28 protein-coding genes and 1 tRNA gene are annotated in these 20311 nt (G+C 58.2%); 17 read left to right on the forward strand and 12 right to left on the reverse strand.

Going from position 1 to position 20311, the window contains the following annotated elements:
• Nucleotides 1-43 precede the first annotated feature (43 nt).
• Nucleotides 44-958: a DMT family transporter gene (locus tag I9184_RS07200; protein ID WP_209833458.1), complete on the forward strand. Its 915-nt coding sequence runs from the start codon at nt 44-46 to the stop codon at nt 956-958.
• Here I9184_RS07200 and I9184_RS07205 read toward each other — a convergent pair.
• The gene (locus I9184_RS07205) at nt 903-1514 is read right to left on the reverse strand and encodes a thiamine diphosphokinase (RefSeq protein WP_348539509.1); all 612 of its coding nucleotides are present in this window, start codon (nt 1512-1514) and stop codon (nt 903-905) included. The genes I9184_RS07200 and I9184_RS07205 overlap by 56 nt on opposite strands.
• Before the next feature lie 219 nt (nt 1515-1733).
• On the opposite strand from I9184_RS07205, the gene I9184_RS07210 reads away from it, so the two are divergent.
• Nucleotides 1734-3434: a hypothetical protein gene (locus I9184_RS07210; protein WP_209833460.1), complete on the forward strand. Its 1701-nt coding sequence runs from the start codon at nt 1734-1736 to the stop codon at nt 3432-3434.
• A 242-nt stretch (nt 3435-3676) separates the two neighbouring features.
• On the opposite strand, the gene I9184_RS07215 is transcribed toward I9184_RS07210, so the two are convergent.
• From I9184_RS07215 to nthA, 5 genes are all read right to left on the reverse strand, one after another.
• Nucleotides 3677-3913, reverse strand: coding sequence for a DUF2842 domain-containing protein (locus I9184_RS07215; protein WP_171228487.1), 237 nt, complete (start codon nt 3911-3913; stop codon nt 3677-3679).
• Nucleotides 3913-5208: an adenylosuccinate synthase gene (locus I9184_RS07220; RefSeq protein ID WP_171723506.1), complete on the reverse strand. Its 1296-nt coding sequence runs from the start codon at nt 5206-5208 to the stop codon at nt 3913-3915. The genes I9184_RS07215 and I9184_RS07220 overlap by 1 nt, the downstream gene beginning before the upstream one ends.
• Before the next feature lie 224 nt (nt 5209-5432).
• Nucleotides 5433-5762, reverse strand: coding sequence for a nitrile hydratase accessory protein (locus I9184_RS07225; protein ID WP_209833462.1), 330 nt, complete (start codon nt 5760-5762; stop codon nt 5433-5435).
• On the reverse strand, nt 5759-6436 hold the full coding sequence (gene nthB / locus I9184_RS07230; RefSeq protein ID WP_209833464.1) for a nitrile hydratase subunit beta: 678 nt from the start codon (nt 6434-6436) through the stop codon (nt 5759-5761). The genes I9184_RS07225 and nthB overlap by 4 nt, the downstream gene beginning before the upstream one ends.
• The gene (nthA, locus tag I9184_RS07235) at nt 6433-7047 is read right to left on the reverse strand and encodes a nitrile hydratase subunit alpha (RefSeq protein WP_171633382.1); all 615 of its coding nucleotides are present in this window, start codon (nt 7045-7047) and stop codon (nt 6433-6435) included. Before nthA ends, nthB begins: the two co-directional genes overlap by 4 nt.
• A gap of 151 nt (nt 7048-7198) precedes the next feature.
• Between nthA and secG the strand changes: the two genes are divergently transcribed.
• The 12 genes from secG (at nt 7199) to I9184_RS07295 (ending at nt 16443) form a co-directional block, all read left to right on the forward strand.
• A complete protein-coding gene (gene secG / locus I9184_RS07240) occupies nt 7199-7564 on the forward strand; it encodes a preprotein translocase subunit SecG (protein ID WP_171723509.1) in 366 nt (121 codons plus the stop codon).
• 160 nt (nt 7565-7724) lie between these two features.
• Nucleotides 7725-9368, forward strand: coding sequence for a CTP synthase (locus I9184_RS07245; protein WP_209833466.1), 1644 nt, complete (start codon nt 7725-7727; stop codon nt 9366-9368).
• A 122-nt stretch (nt 9369-9490) separates the two neighbouring features.
• Nucleotides 9491-9973, forward strand: coding sequence for a bacterioferritin (locus I9184_RS07250; RefSeq protein ID WP_152457573.1), 483 nt, complete (start codon nt 9491-9493; stop codon nt 9971-9973).
• A 168-nt stretch (nt 9974-10141) separates the two neighbouring features.
• Nucleotides 10142-10918: an isocitrate lyase/phosphoenolpyruvate mutase family protein gene (locus tag I9184_RS07255; RefSeq protein ID WP_209833468.1), complete on the forward strand. Its 777-nt coding sequence runs from the start codon at nt 10142-10144 to the stop codon at nt 10916-10918.
• Between the two features lie 75 nt (nt 10919-10993).
• Nucleotides 10994-11287 carry a DUF1330 domain-containing protein gene (locus tag I9184_RS07260; RefSeq protein ID WP_209833731.1) on the forward strand — a complete coding sequence of 98 codons (294 nt, stop codon included), beginning with the start codon at nt 10994-10996 and terminating at the stop codon, nt 11285-11287.
• A 42-nt stretch (nt 11288-11329) separates the two neighbouring features.
• Nucleotides 11330-11779, forward strand: coding sequence for a TerB family tellurite resistance protein (locus I9184_RS07265; protein WP_171633393.1), 450 nt, complete (start codon nt 11330-11332; stop codon nt 11777-11779).
• Between the two features lie 20 nt (nt 11780-11799).
• Nucleotides 11800-12237, forward strand: a complete 438-nt coding sequence (locus I9184_RS07270) for a TerB family tellurite resistance protein (protein ID WP_152457569.1) — start codon at nt 11800-11802, stop codon at nt 12235-12237.
• 5 nt (nt 12238-12242) lie between these two features.
• On the forward strand, nt 12243-13001 hold the full coding sequence (locus I9184_RS07275; RefSeq protein WP_245218042.1) for a PhnD/SsuA/transferrin family substrate-binding protein: 759 nt from the start codon (nt 12243-12245) through the stop codon (nt 12999-13001).
• A 109-nt stretch (nt 13002-13110) separates the two neighbouring features.
• Complete coding sequence (locus I9184_RS07280) at nt 13111-13887, forward strand: ATP-binding cassette domain-containing protein (RefSeq protein ID WP_209833472.1); 777 nt, start codon at nt 13111-13113, stop codon at nt 13885-13887.
• 33 nt (nt 13888-13920) lie between these two features.
• Nucleotides 13921-14670, forward strand: a complete 750-nt coding sequence (locus tag I9184_RS07285; protein ID WP_171723514.1) for a transporter substrate-binding domain-containing protein — start codon at nt 13921-13923, stop codon at nt 14668-14670.
• A gap of 82 nt (nt 14671-14752) precedes the next feature.
• Nucleotides 14753-15640 (forward strand): ABC transporter permease subunit, encoded by an 888-nt coding sequence (locus tag I9184_RS07290; RefSeq protein ID WP_171170555.1) that lies wholly within the window; start codon nt 14753-14755, stop codon nt 15638-15640.
• Nucleotides 15637-16443 carry an ABC transporter permease subunit gene (locus tag I9184_RS07295; RefSeq protein WP_209833474.1) on the forward strand — a complete coding sequence of 269 codons (807 nt, stop codon included), beginning with the start codon at nt 15637-15639 and terminating at the stop codon, nt 16441-16443. Before I9184_RS07290 ends, I9184_RS07295 begins: the two co-directional genes overlap by 4 nt.
• A 94-nt stretch (nt 16444-16537) precedes the next feature.
• On the opposite strand, the gene I9184_RS07300 is transcribed toward I9184_RS07295, so the two are convergent.
• Nucleotides 16538-16614 (reverse strand) — tRNA-His (locus tag I9184_RS07300).
• A 47-nt stretch (nt 16615-16661) separates the two neighbouring features.
• Nucleotides 16662-17144 carry a GNAT family N-acetyltransferase gene (locus tag I9184_RS07305; RefSeq protein ID WP_171633403.1) on the reverse strand — a complete coding sequence of 161 codons (483 nt, stop codon included), beginning with the start codon at nt 17142-17144 and terminating at the stop codon, nt 16662-16664.
• Between the two features lie 77 nt (nt 17145-17221).
• Between I9184_RS07305 and I9184_RS07310 the strand changes: the two genes are divergently transcribed.
• A complete protein-coding gene (locus I9184_RS07310) occupies nt 17222-17410 on the forward strand; it encodes a DUF6324 family protein (protein ID WP_152457562.1) in 189 nt (62 codons plus the stop codon).
• A 2-nt stretch (nt 17411-17412) separates the two neighbouring features.
• Here I9184_RS07310 and I9184_RS07315 read toward each other — a convergent pair whose 3' ends face one another.
• Nucleotides 17413-17844, reverse strand: a complete 432-nt coding sequence (locus I9184_RS07315) for an MmcB family DNA repair protein (RefSeq protein WP_152457561.1) — start codon at nt 17842-17844, stop codon at nt 17413-17415.
• Nucleotides 17845-17958: 114 nt separating this feature from the next.
• Between I9184_RS07315 and I9184_RS07320 the strand changes: the two genes are divergently transcribed.
• Both I9184_RS07320 and I9184_RS07325 read left to right on the forward strand, forming a co-directional pair.
• Nucleotides 17959-18282 carry a metalloregulator ArsR/SmtB family transcription factor gene (locus tag I9184_RS07320; protein ID WP_171723517.1) on the forward strand — a complete coding sequence of 108 codons (324 nt, stop codon included), beginning with the start codon at nt 17959-17961 and terminating at the stop codon, nt 18280-18282.
• Nucleotides 18275-18700, forward strand: coding sequence for an SRPBCC domain-containing protein (locus tag I9184_RS07325; RefSeq protein WP_171633406.1), 426 nt, complete (start codon nt 18275-18277; stop codon nt 18698-18700). Before I9184_RS07320 ends, I9184_RS07325 begins: the two co-directional genes overlap by 8 nt.
• A gap of 214 nt (nt 18701-18914) precedes the next feature.
• On the opposite strand, the gene I9184_RS07330 is transcribed toward I9184_RS07325, so the two are convergent.
• The 3 genes from I9184_RS07330 to I9184_RS07340 are packed head-to-tail and all read right to left on the reverse strand — an operon-like array spanning nt 18915 to nt 20310.
• Complete coding sequence (locus I9184_RS07330; protein ID WP_209833476.1) at nt 18915-19220, reverse strand: hypothetical protein; 306 nt, start codon at nt 19218-19220, stop codon at nt 18915-18917.
• A 59-nt stretch (nt 19221-19279) separates the two neighbouring features.
• The gene (gene nusB, locus I9184_RS07335) at nt 19280-19762 is read right to left on the reverse strand and encodes a transcription antitermination factor NusB (protein WP_209833478.1); all 483 of its coding nucleotides are present in this window, start codon (nt 19760-19762) and stop codon (nt 19280-19282) included.
• The gene (locus tag I9184_RS07340; protein ID WP_209833480.1) at nt 19759-20310 is read right to left on the reverse strand and encodes a 6,7-dimethyl-8-ribityllumazine synthase; all 552 of its coding nucleotides are present in this window, start codon (nt 20308-20310) and stop codon (nt 19759-19761) included. Before I9184_RS07340 ends, nusB begins: the two co-directional genes overlap by 4 nt.
• Between the last annotated feature and the right edge of the window lies 1 nt (nt 20311).

The raw sequence follows: 20311 nt of genomic DNA on the forward strand, positions 1-20311 counted from the left end.
TTCGACCTTTCCACCGCGCCGCGAAGCAGATAGCGTCGCGCGCATGACTCAGGATCGTCCCGTCTTGGGCATCTTTTTGATGCTCGGTTTTTGCGTGCTTGCACCCTTGGGGGATGCGATGGCAAAGCTGTTGGGCGAAACGACACCGTTGGGTTTGCTGGTTGCAGCCCGGTTCGCGGTGCAAGCGCTGATCCTCATTCCGCTGGTGATGATGACAGGCCGGCCCTGGCGGATGCACGGGCGCATCCTGCGCCTGACAGTCATCCGCACGCTGCTGCACATCATCGGCATAACCGCGATGTTCAGTGCGTTGCAGTTCCTGCCCCTGGCTGATGCGGTCGCCATTGCCTTTGTCATGCCGTTCATCATGTTGCTGCTGGGCAGATACGTTCTGGGCGAAGAGGTCGGCGCGCGGCGCCTCGTGGCCTGCATCGTCGGTTTCATCGGCACACTTCTGGTCATCCAGCCCAGCTTTGCCGAGGTGGGCTTACCTGCCCTGCTGCCGTTGATCGTTGCCGTGGTCTTTGCCCTTTTCATGCTGGTCACGCGGCAAATCGCCAAGGAAACTGATCCGATTTCCTTGCAGGCGGTGTCTGGTGTCATGGCCACTGTGGGGCTGGTTCCTGTCCTTGTGATCGGAACATCGCTTGGTATCTGGAACCTGTCAGCCGCCTTGCCCGCCCCCGACATGTTTTCGCTGCTGATCGCTATCGGCATTCTGGGAACTGTCGCGCATCTGCTGATGACATGGTCGCTGCGCTATGCACCTTCGGCCACGCTGGCCCCGATGCAATATCTGGAAATCCCGGTGGCAACCCTGATTGGCTGGGCAATCTTCAGCGACCTGCCTGACGGACTGGCAGCGGTTGGGATCATGATCACCGTCGCCGCCGGTTTGTACGTTATTCTTCGCGAACGGGCCACCGCTCGCTCTGCCCCGACAGAAACACCTGCATGAGCGGATCGAGTGCGGCGCGGGGAACCATCACCAACAGGCCCGGCCCATCCATCTGCAATTCAACCACTGACAGCGCGCGATTAGAGGTGCCCACCCGGTCGTCCGGTTGCAACCGCAGGCCGTCGATGGGCCATTCCAGCCCGGTGCTGCGCCCCGTCACAGGGCGCATTGGAAACAGCGACACCACATCCCCGGGCAAAACCGGCAGCCGGATTTGGCGAGGCGCGTGAAACACCACCTCATGCGCGCCCAGCAGAATGCAGGCCTGTTCCTGACGTCTGACCAGCACGTTCAGAACAGCAAGCTGATGATCAAGCCGTCCGCCCAGAAAACCGGCCCCCAAAACCAGTGGAGCCTGCACATTGCGCAAGGCCTTGTCGAAATCGGTGCTGTCCTGTTCACGAATGGCAAAAAGCCGGTCAGACGGGATTTTGGCTTTTGTTGCTTTGTCCAGCGAATCGAAATCCCCGATGACCGCGTCCGGAATCCGGCCTGATTCTGTCAGAACTGCCGCCCCACCATCCGCCGCTACGACTGAAGTGACGCGGTTCAGCACCAAATTCAGGTCCTCGGAACCAACAAAACCCCCCCCAAACAGCCCGATTGGATCGGCAGAGCGTACAATTGGTTCATTTTTCCTAAGATTGGCCATTTTTCCCGGATTTGGACACATTAAGACCACAAAATGATAGGTTCATGCATAAAGTTCAGAGCCTTCGTGTGCTCCCGATTCCGGGTAAGTGGGCTCTCGTAGTTTGTAAAGGACGTGCGTCTGATGGTACAGAATAACAAGGTATTAACCGTTTCATATGGAACCTTCTCCTGCACTTTGGAAGGATTCGACGATTCCTTTGAAACGATGAAAGCCATTGCCGAATATTTCCGCGATCTTGCCGCGGATGATCGTTACTTCGGCTCAGAGCCTCCACAACCAGACGCCGAAATGCTGACCCGTATCGCACGCCGCGACGCATCGCAACGCGTCGAAGCCAGCCAAAACGAATCCGGGCTTCTGCTGCGTGCCGCTCCAAACACCGAAGCCCCGGCACCGGTCGCGTCTGACGCACCGGTCCCGCAAGCGCAAAATGCAGATGCCATGACCACCCCCCCTCCCGAATATACCCAAGCAAGCCCGGGGCGGACCGCGTTTACGGACGCGGAGGCCGTCGACGCCACCACATCTCCGCCGGCCGATAGCATTGCCGCAAAACTGCAACGCATCCGGGCCGTTGTTTCCCATTCGGACGTCCCCTCCACTGCCTATTCCGAAGACGAGGAATCTTCGCTGCTGGCCAACACCGCCCCCCCAGTGGACGCCGTGGCCGCCGCGTTCGAAGCAGGCGCTCTCAACGAAGAAGACTTTGCTGAACCTGCCCAGACCGAGGCTTCGGAAATCGAGGATCTGCAAGCGCTTGACGCCGAAGACGTACAAGACGACGCGCCGGCAGTATCTGAAAACCAGGCCTTCGAATCCGCCGAGCCGAATATCGAAAGCAATTCCGAACAGCAGGTGCAGCTGACCCCCGACCACCTGCGGGATGAAGATATCAAGGTCGCAACCGACTCCGCGCAGCTTCCTGCTGAGCCCCTGTTCTCGGATCTTGAAGAGGATACCGACGAGGAAATCGATGAGGAGGATGTTCCAAACATCCTCAACGTCGAAGACGTGGCGATCGAATCCGAAGATGAAGCAAGTGACGAGCCGCAAGATGATCAGGCGCAAGGAGTATTGTCGGAAGAGGACGAAATTCAGCTGCTGTCCGAGATTTCCGAAATCGAAAAAGACATGGCAGGCCGTTCTAGCCAAAAACTGACGGATGACGCCGATCCTGATCAGGATATCTCGCGACTGATGGCCAAAACCGGTGAACATATGGAGGATCCGTCCAGCAGCGACGCGCGAGAAACCTATTCGCACCTTCGCACCGCCGTTGCCGCGACCGAGGCCGACCGTGATGACCAACCGGCCCCGAACACCTCGCCTGTTGATGAGTATCGCGTTGATCTTGCGTCAGCGGTCAGCCCGCGCCGCCCCGAAGTAAACGTGACCAGCATACGCCCGGAAGCAGATGCTCCGGCTCCGTTGAAACTGGTTGCCGAGCAGCGCGTGGACGATCAAAGCGAATCCAACGGCCCCGTGATGCCGCGTCGCGTGACCACTCAGGCAGAAGAAGCCGAGTCGGAAAAAGGCGGTTTTGCGCAATTCGCACAAGATCAGGGTGCACAGTCGCTTCAGGACCTGCTTGAAGCGGCTGCGGCCTACCTGTCTTTCATCGAAGGACAGCAACAATTCTCGCGCCCGCAACTGATGAACAAGGTTCGTTCTTTGAAGCAGGATGAGTTCAATCGCGAAGAAAGCCTGCGTTCCTTCGGACAGCTGCTGCGCGATGGAAAAATCGAAAAAGCCGGCGGCGGCCGTTTTGCGGCCTCTGACCTGATCGGCTTCCGTCCTGATGATGAGCGCGCAGTAGGCTGACTGCCGCGCCAATTGACAAAAAGGGCCGGGTGAACCCCGGCCCTTTTTGCTATGGCACGTCCAGAGACAAACGCCCGCTGTTAAACAAGACCCAGCGTTGCCCATTGTACCGGGCTCGACCAGCCGCCTTGGTCCGAGCAATGGCCCGGCTCAATTCAGCAAAGTCACAGAACCCACGTATAAATGCGCGCGTTTACACGCACGGCGTTTGCCGCTTAATCTTTTGCAGTGCCAAACCCGGCTCAGGATTGATCCGGGTCCTCTTTGCCAACGCCGCGAAAAACGAACTTGAACGGCAGGGCCCAAAGAATGCCAAGAACGATATAGACCAGAAGTTCCACCCATATCGGGGGGCGCTCCAGCCAGTTCAAAACCGTCACCACCGCCACAATGTAAAGTGGCAGGCCGATCACAAGTATAACCAACGACCAGCGCCGGCGCGCTTTGTAGCTCAGGCCTGTTTTCTGCTCTTTGTTCATCAATCTGCAAACGGGTCGGTCACCAGAATGGTGTCGTCCCGCTCCGGACTGGTGGACAAAAGGGCCACAGGGCATTCGATCAGCTCTTCCACCCGGCGCACATACTTGATTGCGTTGGCGGGCAATTCGGCCCAGCTGCGCGCGCCTTCAGTGGATTCGCTCCAGCCCGGCATTTCTTCATAGATGGGGGTGCACCGTGCCTGTTGATCGGCCGCGGTGGGCAGATAGTCCAGCCGTTGGCCATCCAGCTCATATCCGGTGCAGATTTTAAGCGTTTCAAACCCGTCCAAAACATCCAGCTTTGTCAATGAGATACCGTTCACGCCACTGGTCGCGCAGGTTTGACGGACCAGGCACGCATCAAACCAGCCACAGCGGCGCTTGCGACCTGTCGTTGTTCCGAACTCATGCCCGCGTTCCCCAAGGCGCTGACCATCCGCATCCTCAAGTTCGGTCGGGAATGGGCCTTCGCCGACACGGGTGGTGTAGGCTTTTACAATCCCCAGCACAAAGTCGATCGATCCCGGTCCAATCCCCACCCCTGTCGCGGCCTGGCCTGCGATCACGTTGGACGAGGTTACAAATGGATAGGTGCCGAAATCGATGTCCAACAGCGCGCCTTGCGCCCCTTCGAAAAGGATGCGTTTTCCGGCTTTGCGCTTTTCGTTCAGCACTTTCCACACAGGTGCGGCAAAAGGCAGGATGCTCTGCGCGATCTCTTTCAATTGGGCAATCAGCGCGTCGCGGTCGACCGGTTCGATTCCCAGACCTTTGCGCAGCGGGTCATGGTGCTGCAAAGCACGGTCCACCCGAGCCTCGAGCGTGGCTTCATCCGCCAGATCCGCGACACGAACAGAACGACGCCCGACCTTGTCTTCATAGGCCGGTCCAATCCCACGACCTGTTGTGCCGATCTTGGTCCCCTTGCTGGCCGCCTCTTCACGAGCGCGATCCAATTCACCGTGGATCGGCAGGATCAACGGGGTGTTCTCGGCAATCATCAGCGTATCGGGGGTGATCTCTACACCTTGTGCCTGGATGGTCGCGATTTCCTTGACCAGATGCCAAGGGTCCAACACCACGCCGTTGCCGATGACGCTCAGCTTACCGCCGCGAACGACACCGGACGGCAGAGCGTGCAGCTTGTAAACTTCGCCATCAATCACCAGCGTATGTCCGGCATTATGCCCGCCCTGAAAACGCGCGATCACGTCCGCCCGTTCGCTGAGCCAGTCGACGATCTTGCCTTTTCCTTCGTCACCCCACTGGGCGCCGACAACAACCACGTTGGCCATATCCGGTCCTTTTGCGCTGAGTTATCAAACCCGGCTCATATAGCTGGGCCGAAACGACAGGGAAACCGATATTTCGCCGCAGATGAAAATCGCGCGAACACGCGATGCCTCCGGCGGGGATATTTATGGCCAGATGAAAAGCGGATCCCCTGCTTCATCTGGCTGAAAATATCCCGGGGGAGCCGCACGGAACGGGCGGCGGGGGCAGAGCCCCCTGCCCGGCATCAACGCAGATGCACCGGTTGCCCATGAGGTGTCGTCAGATAAGCCTTTTCCCAAGATTTATGTAGCCCTTTCACCTCCTGCGGCGACGAGACGCCCTGCTCGGCCAGCAACCCCTCGAGCGTTTCCAGCCATGCACGGAAATAGTCGTCGCCGCCGTCCAGCTCTCGCGCAAGCCCGTGGCGCTTCAACGTGTTTGAGAACCGGGCCGCCCACTCCGCCCATTCGAACCGCCCCGCCTCGTTCAGGGCAACGGTGACGGCAAAGACCTGAGCGTGCCAGGGTTCGGCAAACACCGGTTCTGGGGCTGAATGTTCGTTGCAGCCGCTCATGCCGGTTCCAGATAGCTTTGCCAGAGATCCAGTACCACTTCGTCATCCGGATGCTCAGGGCTGGTCCAAAGTTGCGATGCGGGAAAGACCACGGCATAGATCGGTTCAGGCGCTTCGCCCAGCCTATGAGCATTGGAATCGGGCAGGACATGGGTTCCGTGCAGGCGCAGTATTCGACCCCTGGCACCGGACGCATAATTCGGCAGGCGTGTGTGCCCGCCATCCACAATGCGATTTCCCGCCGGACGGGTCGTGACCACCTGTTGACCGACAGAAAACTGCACCGCCACGTTCGAAGGTCTGTCCGCCGGTCCACCTTTGGCCAGAGCGGCTGACACGGCGTCCGCCTTGAGCATCCGTTCCGCCAACGGATGCGGCCCATCCTCTCCGCCGCTGCGCAGGTCATCCAGGGAAAGAACGCCGTGTTCTACCAACAGGTCAGCCAGGCCCGAAATCCATTTCTCGTAATATGAAAACCGGGTATAGTCCTTTGGCGACAACCGTTCCCTTGCGTGGCGGGATACGTCGATATTCCACTGCCCCAGAAAGCCGGATGCAAGTGTCACTGCCAGCGCCCGTGCGTGCCAGTCTTCGGCAAAAACCGGCGCGTCCTCGGCCTCGGGATTTATCGGACCATCTCCAAAGCGGCCGCCCATATCGTGAACGCGGGTCATGAAGGGGCCTTCGGCAAACCCGTGCCGATCATGCTGTCACGTGTCACAAGTGCGGCAAGCGCCTCCTCGCTCATCCCATCAGTTCCATCGGGACGCATCGGCAGAACGAGATAGCGAACCTCGGCGGTCGAATCCCACACCCGCACCGAAGTGTCTTCAGGCAGGGTGAGACCGAATTCGGCCAGTACCTTGCGGGGTTCACGCACCGCTCGGGCACGGTAGGCATCAGATTTGTACCAGCCCGGCGGGATACCCAGCAACGGCCAAGGATAGCAGCTGCACAAGGTGCAGACGACCATGTTGTGTCGGGTTGGCGTGTTCTCGACAACAACCATGTGTTCGCCCTGGCGTCCATAGTAACCAAGATCCGCGACCATCGAGGTGGCGTCTTCCAGCAGAGCGGCCTTGAAAGCTGGGTCGCTCCAGGCTTTGGCAACCACCCGCGCGCCGTTCTGCGGGCCAATCCTGTTCTGATAGGTGTCTATGATTTCGTCCAGAGCCGCCGGGTCGATCAAGCCCTTGCGGGTCAGAATCGTTTCCAGCGCTTTGACGCGCAGCGCGGGTTCGGGCGGCAAAAGGGCGTGCGGGTGGTCGTGGTCGTCATGAGGCATGGGCCGCAGCCTGCGTCACGCATCGGCGTTCTGTCCAGTCCCTTTGACGTGATATGACATATCACGTGCGGTGATGCGAACTCCTTACTTGCCCCCGCTGGCAAACTTGCATAGATACCACGCGATACACGCCACGCTGTACAGGAACACCATGGAAAACGTCGTTCTCATCATCCACCTTCTTTTGGCCCTAGGCTTGATTGCCGTTGTTCTGATGCAGCGGTCCGAAGGCGGTGGCCTTGGCATGGGTGGCGGTGGTGGCGGAGCCATGACAGGCCGTGCAGCAGCGACCGCTTTGGGCAAACTGACCTGGATCCTTGCCGCTTGCTTCATCGTGACCTCGATCACGCTGACCATTCTGGCGGCGCAGAAATCTTCGGGCAGCTCGGTGATCGACCGTTTGGGCGTGCCGGCTCCGGCTTCAAACGAAGAAAATACTCCGGCAATTCCGTCGGCGGATGACCTTCTGCCGCCTGCACAGGGCGACAACGCGCCGCTGATCCCGCAGGCCGACTGACCTACAAAACCTAGAAACATGGAAGAGGACTGCAACAGCATCTTGCGGTTCTCTTGCGCTTTTGGCGCGAATCCTTTATACGTGAAGTCCCGTGATGCAGCGGTTTTTCGAAACCGTCGGGCAGCTGATTTTGACGTCTCACGGGAGCAGCCGAAAAACTATGGCGCGATTTATTTTCATCACTGGTGGTGTGGTTTCGTCCTTGGGCAAAGGACTGGCTTCGGCGGCGTTGGGCGCGCTTTTGCAAGCCCGGGGATATTCGGTGCGGCTGCGCAAGCTGGACCCCTATCTGAACGTCGATCCCGGCACGATGTCTCCGTTTGAACATGGCGAAGTGTTCGTCACCGATGACGGGGCCGAAACCGATCTGGACCTGGGCCATTACGAACGATTCACCGGCGTGGCCGCGCGCAAGACCGACTCGGTCAGTTCGGGGCGGATCTATTCCAACGTGCTCGAAAAGGAACGCCGCGGGGACTATCTGGGTAAGACCATTCAGGTGATCCCGCACGTCACCAACGAGATCAAGGATTTCATCGCCATCGGCGAGGATGAGGTTGATTTCATGCTGTGCGAAATCGGTGGCACCGTGGGCGATATTGAGGGCCTACCGTTTTTCGAGGCGATCCGCCAGTTCAGTCAGGACAAGCCGCGCGGGCAGTGCATCTTCATGCACCTGACGCTGCTGCCTTATATCAAGGCCTCGGGCGAGCTGAAAACCAAACCGACTCAGCACTCGGTGAAGGAACTGCGCTCGATCGGTCTGGCGCCGGATATTCTGGTCTGTCGCTCTGAAGGTCCGATCCCGACCAAGGAGCGCGAGAAACTGGCGCTGTTCTGTAACGTGCGCCCCGACAGCGTGATCGCAGCGCAGGACCTGAGCACCATCTATGACGCGCCGCTGGCCTATCACCGCGAAGGTCTGGATCAGGCCGTTCTGGACGCGTTCCAGATCAGCCCAGCGCCCAAACCCGATCTGGCAAAATGGGAAGACGTCAGCGACCGCATCCACAACGCCGAGGGCGAAGTGAAGGTCGCCATCGTAGGCAAGTATACGCAGCTTGAAGACGCCTATAAATCGATTGCCGAGGCGCTGACCCATGGCGGCATGGCCAACCGGGTCAAGGTCAAGGTCGAATGGGTTGACGCCGAGGTGTTCGACAACGAAGACGTCGCCCCCCATCTTGAGGGTTTCCACGCCATCCTCGTCCCCGGAGGCTTTGGCGAACGCGGCACAGAGGGCAAAATCAAGGCCGCACAATATGCGCGCGAGCACAAAGTCCCCTATCTGGGCATCTGCCTTGGGATGCAGATGGCCGTGATCGAGGCCGCCCGAAATGCGGCTGGCATCAAGGAAGCTGGTTCGGAAGAATTCGACCACGAAGCCGGGAAGAAACGTTTTGAACCTGTCGTGTACCATCTGAAGGAATGGGTGCAGGGCAATCACAAGGTCGAACGCAAGGTCGGTGACGACAAGGGCGGCACCATGCGCCTGGGCGCTTACAATGCGGTGCTGGCAGAAGGATCGAAAGTCGCTGAAGTTTATGGCGGCACACAGATCGAAGAGCGCCACCGTCACCGCTATGAAGTGGACATCAAGTACCGTGAGCAGCTTGAAAAGGCCGGGCTCAACTTCTCGGGCATGTCGCCGGACGGACGCCTGCCAGAAATCGTAGAATGGTCAGATCACCCATGGTTCATCGGCGTGCAGTACCACCCGGAACTGAAGTCCAAACCGTTCGACCCGCATCCCCTGTTCCGCGATTTCGTGCGCGCTGCGAAAGACACTTCTCGCCTGGTCTGACCCTGGGCTGTGTCGGACTGTCACCCCGCGTTGTTTTGTGCGGGCTGATCTCTTAACTGTATGTGCAAGCAGAATTTCTGCTTCGCAGGCTCTATGCCGTTCAGAGTTTCAGGAGATTTCCGATGAGCAACGCAACAACGATTACCAACCTCCAGCAAGCGCTTCATATGGAGCTGACGGCAGCGCACCAGTACCAGCTGCATGCCCATGTGCTGGAGGACTGGGGGCTGGACATCCTTGCCGAAAAAATGCGCGCTGAAATGCAGGAAGAATTGGGTCACTCCGACGCGTTCATCGAGCGTATCCTGTTCCTTGGCGGCGTGCCCGAGCTTGCGTTTCAGAAAAGTCCAGTCGCAGCGGGGTCTCTGGAAGACATGTTTGCCGCGGACCTGAAGGATGAAACCGAGGCGGTCGACTTCTATACCAAGGCCGCGTTGCAGGCCGCCGAGGTCGGCGATGTCGGGTCAAGGACCCTGTTCGAACGCATCTTGCTGGAAGAAGAAGGCCACAAGGACTGGCTGGACACTCAGCTGAACCTGTTGAAGCGTTTGGGTGAGGCCAACTTCAGCGCAAAATTTGTATCCGGCGCGGCAGAAGAAGCCTGAGGCACGCACCGCCGTTTGCCCATGCACCAGCATGGCCCGGACCATCTTGCCATGGACCGGGCCGTGCAGTTTCCGTCACTTCAATGTGACGCTGCCGAGCAAAAAAACCTCTACTCGGTCTGCCCTCATGGGGTTAACTGTTGATCACACCACGACAGGAGAGCCTCGATGAGCGATCAATCCCAACGCGCGAAGACCTTTGCCAGCCTTCACAAAAAGGGCGACCCCGTCATTCTGTTCAACATCTGGGATGCCGGCAGTGCCGGCGCGGTGCGGGATGCTGGCGCGCAAGCCATTGCCACAGGCAGCGCACCTGTCGCCATGGCACAGGGTTTTGGCGACGGTCAGAACATCCCGCTTGAGACCGCATTGGACAATGCGCGCCGCATCGTTGCAGCGGTTGATCTTCCGGTGACACTGGATTTCGAAGGGGCATATGCCGAAGATCCACAGGGCATTGCGCAAAACGTCAAGCGTGCGCTGGATTGCGGCGTGGTTGGTTTCAACTTCGAAGATCAGATCATCGGCGGCGACGGGCTGTACGATACAGCGGTTCAGGCCAAACGTATCGAAGCCATGCGCGCGGCCTGCGAAGACGTGGGCATACCTGCCTATGTCAACGCAAGAACTGACATTTTCCTGAAGGCCCCGGCAGAAACACATGATGAGGCCATGCTGAACGACGCCATTGCCCGTGCTTCGGCCTATGAGGCAGCGGGTGCCAGCGGTTTTTTTGCTCCGGGGCTGAAAGACGAGGCGATGATCGGCCATCTGTGCGAGCGTACCAACCTGCCAGTCAACATCATCGCCCTGCCCGGCACCCCCGGCACTCTCCGCCTGGCTGAACTGGGGGTTGCGCGCGTCAGCTATGGCCCGGTTCCTTATCGTCAGATGATCAAGTGGTTAACAGATCAGGCACACGCCGCTATTCACTACCGCGACTGATCACCCTGAAGTTGTGGGATTGCAATTGCCGCCACTTCTCATCACCCTGCTTTTGAAACCGAACAGGAGGCAAGCCTGATGAAAGGCTATTGGGTTGCACATGTCGATGTGGACGACATGGACACGTACAAGACCTACATTGCTGCAAATGCGGAGCCCTTTAAAGCTTATGGTGCGCGCTTTCTGACACGCGGAGGAAAGCGCGAAGTGAAGGAAGGCGCAGCGCGCGCCCGGACCGTTGTGATCGAATTTCCCAGCTATGAGGATGCGCTTGCCTGTTACGAAAGCGAAGCATACCAGAAAGCCAAAGCACTGCGCGCCCCGGTATCGATGGGCGATCTTGTGATCATTCAGGGCTATGACGGGTAGACTACGCTTGGCGCACCACAAAATATGGAATAATCTTTTACCATGTTGAAAAAGTTCCTTCAGGCGCTCAGACCGCCCCAGCATGAACATCTTCCGGACCCGGATGCCGAACTTGCTCTGGGCGCGCTCATGGTGCGCGTGGCGCAGGCTGATCGGGACTACAAGCTGGAAGAGATCCGCCTGATCGACAAAATCCTGGCCCGTCTTTACCAGCATAACGCAATCGAAGCAGCCAAGGTGCGCGCCACTTGCGAAAAGCTTCATGCGGCCGCGCCGGATACCGATACCTTCGGCAAGCTGATCCGCGAGACCACGGATCTGAAGGAACGCCTAGCCGCTCTGGATGCGCTGTGGGAAGTTGTCCTGGCAGATGGAAACACCGACGAAGGCGAGGTGAAAATCGTCGAGGAAGCCCGCGTTGCCATGGGGTTGAGCTTTAACGACAGCAAGGCTGCGCGTGAACGCGTTCAAAGCCGCTTGGATGTGGGTTAGACGCTCGCTATATCTAACGCATGTTCAGTGAGTTTCTTTCCAGGCTTACGCAGCCTCAGCCCGATCCTCTTGTCGACGATGATGCCCGCCTGGCCCTTACGGCCCTGCTGGTGCGTCTGGCGCGGTCCGACAATGACTATTCCGATACCGAAATGGCCCGTATCGACCGAATTTCGGCGCAACGCTATGGCCTGTCCCCGTTCGAATGCGCCGCCCTGCGTGCCCGCGCCGAAGATCTTGAGGCCGAGGCCCCGGACACCGTCCGCTTTACCCGAGCCATCAAAGAGGCGGTTGCCTATGAAGATCGGCTTGCGGTCGTTCAGGCGCTGTGGTCCGTGGCATTGGCCGATGGGCACCGCACCAGCGAGGAAGATTCGCTGCTGCGTCTGGTGGTCAGTCTTCTGGGCGTAAGTGACGTGGATTCCGCTTTGGCACGGCAAAAGGCTGCAAAATCGTGATTGCCATGCTGGGCATGTATGACATGCCCCCCCTGCAAGCAGCCAATGACAGGTTCTGGAGCTTGATTCGCGCGCAACTTGAGTCAGGCCCCCAAACCCTTACCCGCGATAAAGACGAATGGGCGGTCTGGCAGGACCCAAACCTGATTCTGGCACAAACCTGCGGCATGCCGTTTCGAACCCGATTGCATGGTCACGTGCAACTGGTTGGCACTCCGGACTATGACCTGCCTGGTTGTCCCCCCGGATACTATTGCTCTGTCTTTGTGGCACGGAATGACGACGACCGGGATCTGGCGGGGCTGAGCACAGGGGTTTTCGCGTATAATGAGGGCTTGTCCCAATCCGGCTGGGCAGCCCCGATCACACATATGATCCAGGCAAACCTGCACCCCGCCGGACTGTTGGAAACCGGCGGGCATGCGCTGTCTGCCCAAGCCGTCGCAGGTGGCAAAGCGGACTTTGCCGCGCTGGACATGTTGACGTGGCTGATGCTGCAACAACATAGCAATTTGGGAACCAAACTGCGCGAACTGGCAACAACGACTCCGACTCCGACCCTTCCCTACATCACATCGATGAGTCAGAATCCGCAGGTCATTGCAGGCGCTGTTCGGGCCGCAATTGACCAGCTTTGCGACGACGACCAACGATTGCTGCATATACGCGGGTTGATCGATATTCCCGCGGCGCACTACCTGGCTGTCCCCACTCCGCCTTCTCCCAAAGATAGCGGATCAGCGACTGCCCAATTTGACGACTGATTTTGGCCAATTTGGATGTTTCTCCGCTTGATTCTGTCATTTGCGCATTGCATTGACCTTTTTTTTCGGTCCTAGTACCGCACCAACACCACCAACCACTGGACTGCCCGTGACAGAAACTGCCCCCGTCATCGAAATCAAAGACCTTCACAAAAGCTTCGGAAATCTAGAGGTGTTGAAGGGGGTCGATATCACGGCACATCGCGGTGACGTGGTATCACTGATTGGGTCGTCTGGGTCCGGCAAATCGACGCTTTTGCGGTGCTGCAACCTTTTGGAGGACAGCCAGCAAGGAGAAATCCTTTTCAAGGGTGAGCCTGTCAAATGGTCCGGGGAAAAGCACGGGCGCCGCCCCGCCGACCCCAGACAGGTTCTGCGCATACGCACCAACCTGTCGATGGTGTTTCAACAGTTCAATCTTTGGGCTCATATGACCATCCTGCAAAATGTGATGGAGGCCCCAGTGACCGTTCTGGGGCGCGACAGGGCCGAGGTTGAAGACAGCGCGCGCAAGTATCTGGACAAAGTTGGCATCGGCGACAAATGCGACGCCTATCCGGCGCAATTGTCGGGCGGGCAGCAACAACGCGCCGCCATCGCCCGCGGCCTGTGCATGGAACCCGAAGCCCTGCTGTTTGATGAACCGACTTCGGCTTTGGACCCTGAACTGGAACAGGAAGTGATAAAGGTGATCAAGGACCTGGCCGCCGAAGGGCGCACCATGATCATCGTAACGCATGACATGAAAATGGCCGCCGACATTTCAAGCCACGTGGTGTTCCTGCACCAGGGCCTGATCGAGGAAGAAGGCACGCCGGAAGATATCTTCACATCTCCTGAATCCGAACGGCTTCGGGGTTTTCTCTCCGCCACTCAGGCGGCTTAACTTCAAAAACAGAACCAAACTGGGGAGCAACCAATGAAAAATCTGATTCTGTCCACTGCCGCACTGGCCCTGACCGCCGGTATCGCCATGGCCGACACGGTCCGCATGGGGACCGAGGGCGCCTACCCTCCGTACAACTTCATCAATGATGCAGGCGAAATCGACGGCTTCGAGCGTGAAGTCGGCGACGAACTGTGCAAGCGCGCAAATCTGGAATGTGAATGGGTCAAGAATGACTGGGATTCGATCATTCCGAACCTGGTCTCGGGCAACTACGACACCATCATCGCAGGCATGTCGATCACCGACGAACGTGACGAAGTCATCGACTTCACCCAGAACTACTTCCCGCCTGCGGCTTCGGCCTATGTCGGTGCGTCCGAGGATGTTGATGTCTCCACCGGCGTCGTTGCCGCACAGACCGCCACCATTCAGGCAGGCCACGTAGCCGAGTCGGGCGCGACACTGGTCGAGTTTGCAACTCCGGAAGAAACCATCGCAGCCGTGCGCAACGGTGAAGCCGATGCCGTGTTTGCCGACAAGGACTTCCTGGTGCCGATCGTCGAGGAATCCGCCGGAGAGCTGGTCTTTGTGGGTGATGACGTGCCGCTGGGCGGTGGCATCGGGCTGGGCATCCGTGAATCGGATGGCGAACTGCGTGGAAAGTTCGATGAGGCGATCACATCGATGAAAGCGGACGGTTCGTTGAATGAACTGATCATCAAGTGGTTCGGCGAAGGCGTTCCGACCTACAACGCTGACGGTTCGGTCGTTACAAACTAATCCGTATCAAGCGGTTCGGCGCGTCCATCGCGCCGAACCCTGCCCGGTGGAATAACCGGGTATGACGTTCGAAAGACGCTTCATGTTTTCCTATTGCGCTGACCCTGACACGCTCGGAACATTCCGCTGGTTCTCCTGCTACCTGACCAACGGCGTGCACTGGTCCTTCTACCTGTCGTTCCTCAAGGTGTTGGGATTGCTGGCGGTGACCGCGCCGGTCGCATTGGCGTTTGGTTTTGTTGGCGCAATGGCCGCCCGATCACATTTCCCGCCCCTGAGTTGGCTGGGCAAAGGGTATATTGCCATCGTGCGCGGTGTCCCGGACATCGCTTTCTTCCTGTTTTTCGTGATAGCCCTGGATCAGGCGTTCGAATGGACGCGGCACAAGATATTGTGCCCCGAATGGACCGACCCGATCCGGCAGGGAAATGACTTTATCGTCTGTCAGGCGGCCAAGCTGCCATTGGGGACTGCACCGGAATGGGTGCATGAAACCTATGGCTTCTTCCTGGCCGTCGTTACCTTCTCGATTGTTTTCGGGGCGTTTGCGGCAAACGTTCTGTTTGGTGGAATGCGCGCCGTGCCCCACGCGCAGCTTGAAACCGCCGAAGCATATGGCATGTCCCGTCGTCAGACCTTCTGGCGCATCCTTGTGCCGCAGATGTGGGTTTATGCCCTGCCCGGCCTGTCAAATCTTTGGATGGTTCTCATCAAGGCTACTCCGCTGCTGTTCCTGCTGGGAATCGAAGACATCGTTTATTGGGCCCGCGAACTTGGCGGCACCAAGACGTCCAAGTTCACCCAGTATCCGCATGGCGACTGGCGCATGTGGTACTTCCTGTTCCTGCTTGTCTTCTACCTCGGCATGACGCGCGTGTCTGAACTTGGGCTTGAAAAGCTGATGCGAAAACTATCCCACGGGCAGGCCACGTCCGGCGGCGAGCTTCTGCGCAAGGAGACCACGGCATGAGCTGCTTGCAGACGATTCAAGATTACGGCCTTCGGTCCCTGGGTCTCGGCGAGCGGCTACTGCCCAAAAGTGACTTCACCCTGTGCGAACAGTTCACGCTGATCGGGTCGGGGATGATCTGGAATGTCTATTTCGGGATCATGGCGCTGGCGACCGGCTTCTTTCTGGCCACGGCCCTGGCCGTCGGCAAGGCGTCAGCAAACAAATGGCTTCGCAAGCCTTCGGAATGGTTCATTTTCCTGTTTCGCGGCTCGCCCTTGTTTATCCAGTTTTTCTTCGCTTATTTCCTGTTCCTGTCGCTGAAGAAATCCAACCCGATGTTCGACGCCTTCACCTCGGCCTGGCTGGGGGCGCTGATCGTGCTGTTCCTCAACACTGCCGCCTATTCAGGCGAGATCTTTTACGGAGCGCTAAGGTCCATTCCCAAGGGCGATATCGAAGCCGCAGATGCCTATGGCATGTCAGGCTGGGCCCGTTTTCGCCGGATCGTCTGGCCCACCATGTTGCGGCTTGCCTGGCCTGCCTACACAAACGAAGCAATCTTTCTTTTCCACGCGACAACGCTGGTCTTCTTTTCAGCCTTCCCGGCCTGGCAGCAACGCGGAGACGCCCTGTATTACGCCAGTTACTTTGCGGACAAGACGTTCAACCCGTTCATCCCATACCCGATACTGGCGTTCTATTTCATCCTGCTGACGCTGGTAATCGTCGGGGGCTTTGGCCTGATCAACAAACGCCTGAACCGGCACCTACCGGTCGCAAAACGGGCCAAGATGCGGTTCAAACTGAACCTGGCGCGCTGAGTTTCGGCGCGCCAGTCACGTCTGGACACCAAACCAAATCAACGCCAATCACCGCGCGCCCACACGTTTTTTAGCACATTCAAAAGGGGAGAAGTGGTACCGCCTCCCTGGCTTGAACAGGGGACCTCTGGATCCACAATCCAGCGCTCTAACCAACTGAGCTAAGGCGGCACTCGTGAGGGGCGATGTACCGAACACGCCCGCGGAATGCAAGAGGATTAAAGCCGAAATTTCCAGCTTTGTTCGACAAGGTCGACACCGAAGGAATGCACCGCTTTGCTGTCTGTCAATTCCCAGCCGGACGCCTTGTAAAGTGCGCAGGCGGCGGTATGGCTTTCGTGCGTCCACAGAACCATTTCTTTGTATCCCGCCCCGCGTGCGAAGGCAGTGCATGCTTGCAGCAGGCGCTTTCCCAGCCCCAGCCCTCGTGCTTTCGGAACAAGCAGAAACAGCCGCAACTTGGCGGTATTCCGGTCAACAGCAACGCAGAAAATACTGCCCAGACGCTGCCCGTCCTGCTCGGCGATCCAGCCTCTTTCAAGCTCGGGGTCACTGTTGGCCATGAAGTCGTCAAGGATGCTGGCCACCAGGGGCGCAAAGCTGTCATCAAACCCTTCGTCGCGCGCATAAAGCAGACCGTGCTGTTCAACCAGCCACGCGGCGTCATCGGGGTGAAAGGGTCTGAGAACGGCGTCTTTCATATCTTATCTGACCGCAAAGGTGACTTGATTCTCAACCCCGTGCGCGCTAGCAGGAACGCTCAGTCTCGGAGGCACAGATGGGCATCAATACCGAACGCGACATTCAGGCAAACCTGCAAATCGGTCCGACCGATCAGGGTATGGTCCGCCTGTTCATCGAAGCTGACGGCATCGAAATACCGATGGATTTTGACCCGGAAGAAGCAGAAGAAATCGCCGACGAAATTCGCGCTGCGGTACAAGCCGCCCTTGCGGTCAAAGGCTGACCTTACAGCCTGGGATCCCGAAGCGCGTGTAAACGGCGCGCGGCATCCGTTGCAAATTTCTGGATCATCTTCTTGCGCCGCGCCGGTGCGATTTTGTCCTCGGGCGCCATACGCACGATTTCCGCATCATAGGCATCGGCGATGATCAGGCCTGTTTCATCAGGCAACAGATCGGTCGGGAATTCTGTATCGACGGCCCAGAAGAATCGGTCACACCATTCCAAATAGCCCTGCCATTTCGAATCCGACTGATAATCGGCACGGCTGGATTTGCACTCAATCACCCACAACTCACCCTTTGGCCCCAGCCCCATCACGTCCACGCGCAACCCGCGCGCAGGCACAAATTCTTCTACGGAAACAAAGCCATGCGCCGCAAGATGCCGAGCGACGCCACGTGCCAGTCTCTGTCCAGGTTGCAGATCCAAAGTCATAGCCGAAAATGTGAACAATTAGCGAACAAAAGTAAAGCACCTTTGCGTCTTGACATAGTACCTTTTGGTATCGCATTAATATAGTACCAAACGGTACTATTCCTGAGGTTGCTTATGGAGAACCAAACTCAAAACGCGTTTCGCGCGCTGGCCGATCCCACACGCCGGAACATCGTGCGACTGCTCTCGTCACAGGACATGACGATCGGGCAGTTGACGGACCGGTTCGACATAACTCGGGCTGCGGTCAAAAAACACCTGACGATTCTGTCCGACGGTGGGTTGATCACAGTCGAAGCGCGCGGCCGGGAACGCATCAATCGACTTGAACCACAGGGTATGGCCCCGGTGCTCGACTGGCTCAGCTATTTTGACCAGTTCTGGGATGATCGCCTCAACTCTCTCAAGGAAGCTATTGAAAGGAAACAAAATGACTGATGCCGTATTGAAGAAATCGATTTTCCTCAGGGCGGAACCGGAAACCGTTTGGGCTTATCTGACAGAACCTGACCATCTGGCGGAATGGTTCCACAAACCGGAAAGAACACTGGCAGAAGGTCAGAAGCTTGAGATGTTCGGCACGACAAGCGGCGACTTACTGATCTGGGGAGAGGTCCGTATCGCCCGCCCCCCCAAATATCTTGAACACACCTTTACCGTCAAACCGATGGGGGACGCTGTAAGCGTGGTCAAATGGACATTGGAACCGGTCTTGGGCGGCACACGTCTTGAGCTTGTGCACGAAGGATTACCGCAAGGCGTCGCAGCATTTGATCTGATCCTGGCTCTGGACAAAGGGTGGGATGAACATTTCGGCAAGTTGCGTGTGTCATTGCACGAAACTGTTGACGCCTGACCTCTTGCGCGAACCCGTCAGACACCCTACTTAAGCGCGTGGCGGGTTCTGCCCTTCTTGTGACAGGTAGCATTCTGGTGGCCTTAAGCAATTCCGAGGGGGCTGGCTCTGTTCAGGTCTTGGCCTGATTACCCGGCGCCCACCTGTACATACAGGTCCTCGGGAATCAAACCGCACGGTTGACTGGTGGTCCCGCCGCACTTTCCCTGAAATATCAGCGCCCTGCGTGGGCTTCCTGTTTCACGGTTGCCGACTCGAAGCTGTGTGCGACCGGTGTTCCCCGACGCGGCCCCTGCGGCTTTTCCGCCATGCTCATGATCTTGTACGCGAACTGAACGCCGGCAAAGACGATGCCGTTCATGAACCAGATCATCACCAACGCGATCAGCCCGATTTCCGACCCGGTGATCAGATGCCGAAGGTTCGCGACGTTCAGCGCCAAGAGCACCCCGACAAACACGGCCGAAATGACAAAACCCCAGGCGACTTGCGTGATATACAGGCGGATCAGTTTGGGCATGGCGAACCTCCTTGCGCTTCGACAACAATGCTAGCGCATGTCTGGTTCAGGTAAACGTGTCAGAACGCCTCGGGCTGCGCCTCGCGCGCCATGTGATCCAGCACGGCATTGACGAATTTGGGTTCTTTACCTTCTGGAAAAAAGGCACGTGCCACATCGACAAACTCGGTGATCACCACTTTGGGCGGTGTGCCGCTTTGGGTCAGTTCCGCACCCGCCGCGCGAAACAGCGCGCGCAGGGTCGGGTCGATGCGCGCGATCGGCCATTTCGCCACCAGCGCGCGGTCGGTCATCTGGTCGATCGGCGCCTGATAGTTCACCGCGTCATCCATCAGCTTGCGGAACAGCGTGCTGTCGCCCTCGAGCATCTCGTCGCCCTCGTAGACCGCGCCGAACCGGTGGTCCAGAAACTCGTTGACCACCTGCTCGGTCGTCTGGCCCGACTGTTCCATCTGGAACAGCGCCTGCACGGCATAAAGCCGCGCTGCGGATTTCATCAGGCGTTTCCGGTTTGCCGGTTTCGGCGTGTCTGTCTGGGTCATGTTGTCGTTGATCCGTTGCTGTCGCCCGCCACCAGGATGGACTCGGACGGCGGCTTGAATCCGACGCCCTTTTTCGAAGCGCCCCACTTACGGCTGAGCGCGATCAGATGCAAGGCCGCAGCGGCCGCGCCACCCCCTTTATTCATCTTTTCCGGATCGGCGCGAACTTCGGCCTGCTCGTCATTCTCGACCGTCAGGATGCCGTTGCCGATGCACAGCCCCTGTAGGCCCAGCAGCTGGATCGCGCGGCTGGAGTCGTTGCAGACGGTTTCGTAATGCGTGGTCTCACCGCGGATGACGCAGCCAAGCGCGACATAGCCGTCAAAGTTGCACTGTCGGTCGGCCATGGCGATGGCCGTGGGAATTTCCAGCGCGCCGGGCACTTCGACCACTTCGCAGGTGCCGCCAGCCGCTGCGATCTCGGCCGTGGCACCTGCAATCAGGTTGTCGGCGATCGAGCGGTAGAACGGAGCGGCCACGATCAGCAGTTTCACCGGCTTGTCGAAGCTGGGTGTCGGCAGAATTCCGTGTTTGTCTTGTTCAGCCATG

Origin of the sequence: Ruegeria sp. HKCCE3926, assembly GCF_017872515.1 — a bacterium.
In the GTDB taxonomy this organism is placed as follows: Bacteria; Pseudomonadota; Alphaproteobacteria; order Rhodobacterales; family Rhodobacteraceae; genus Ruegeria.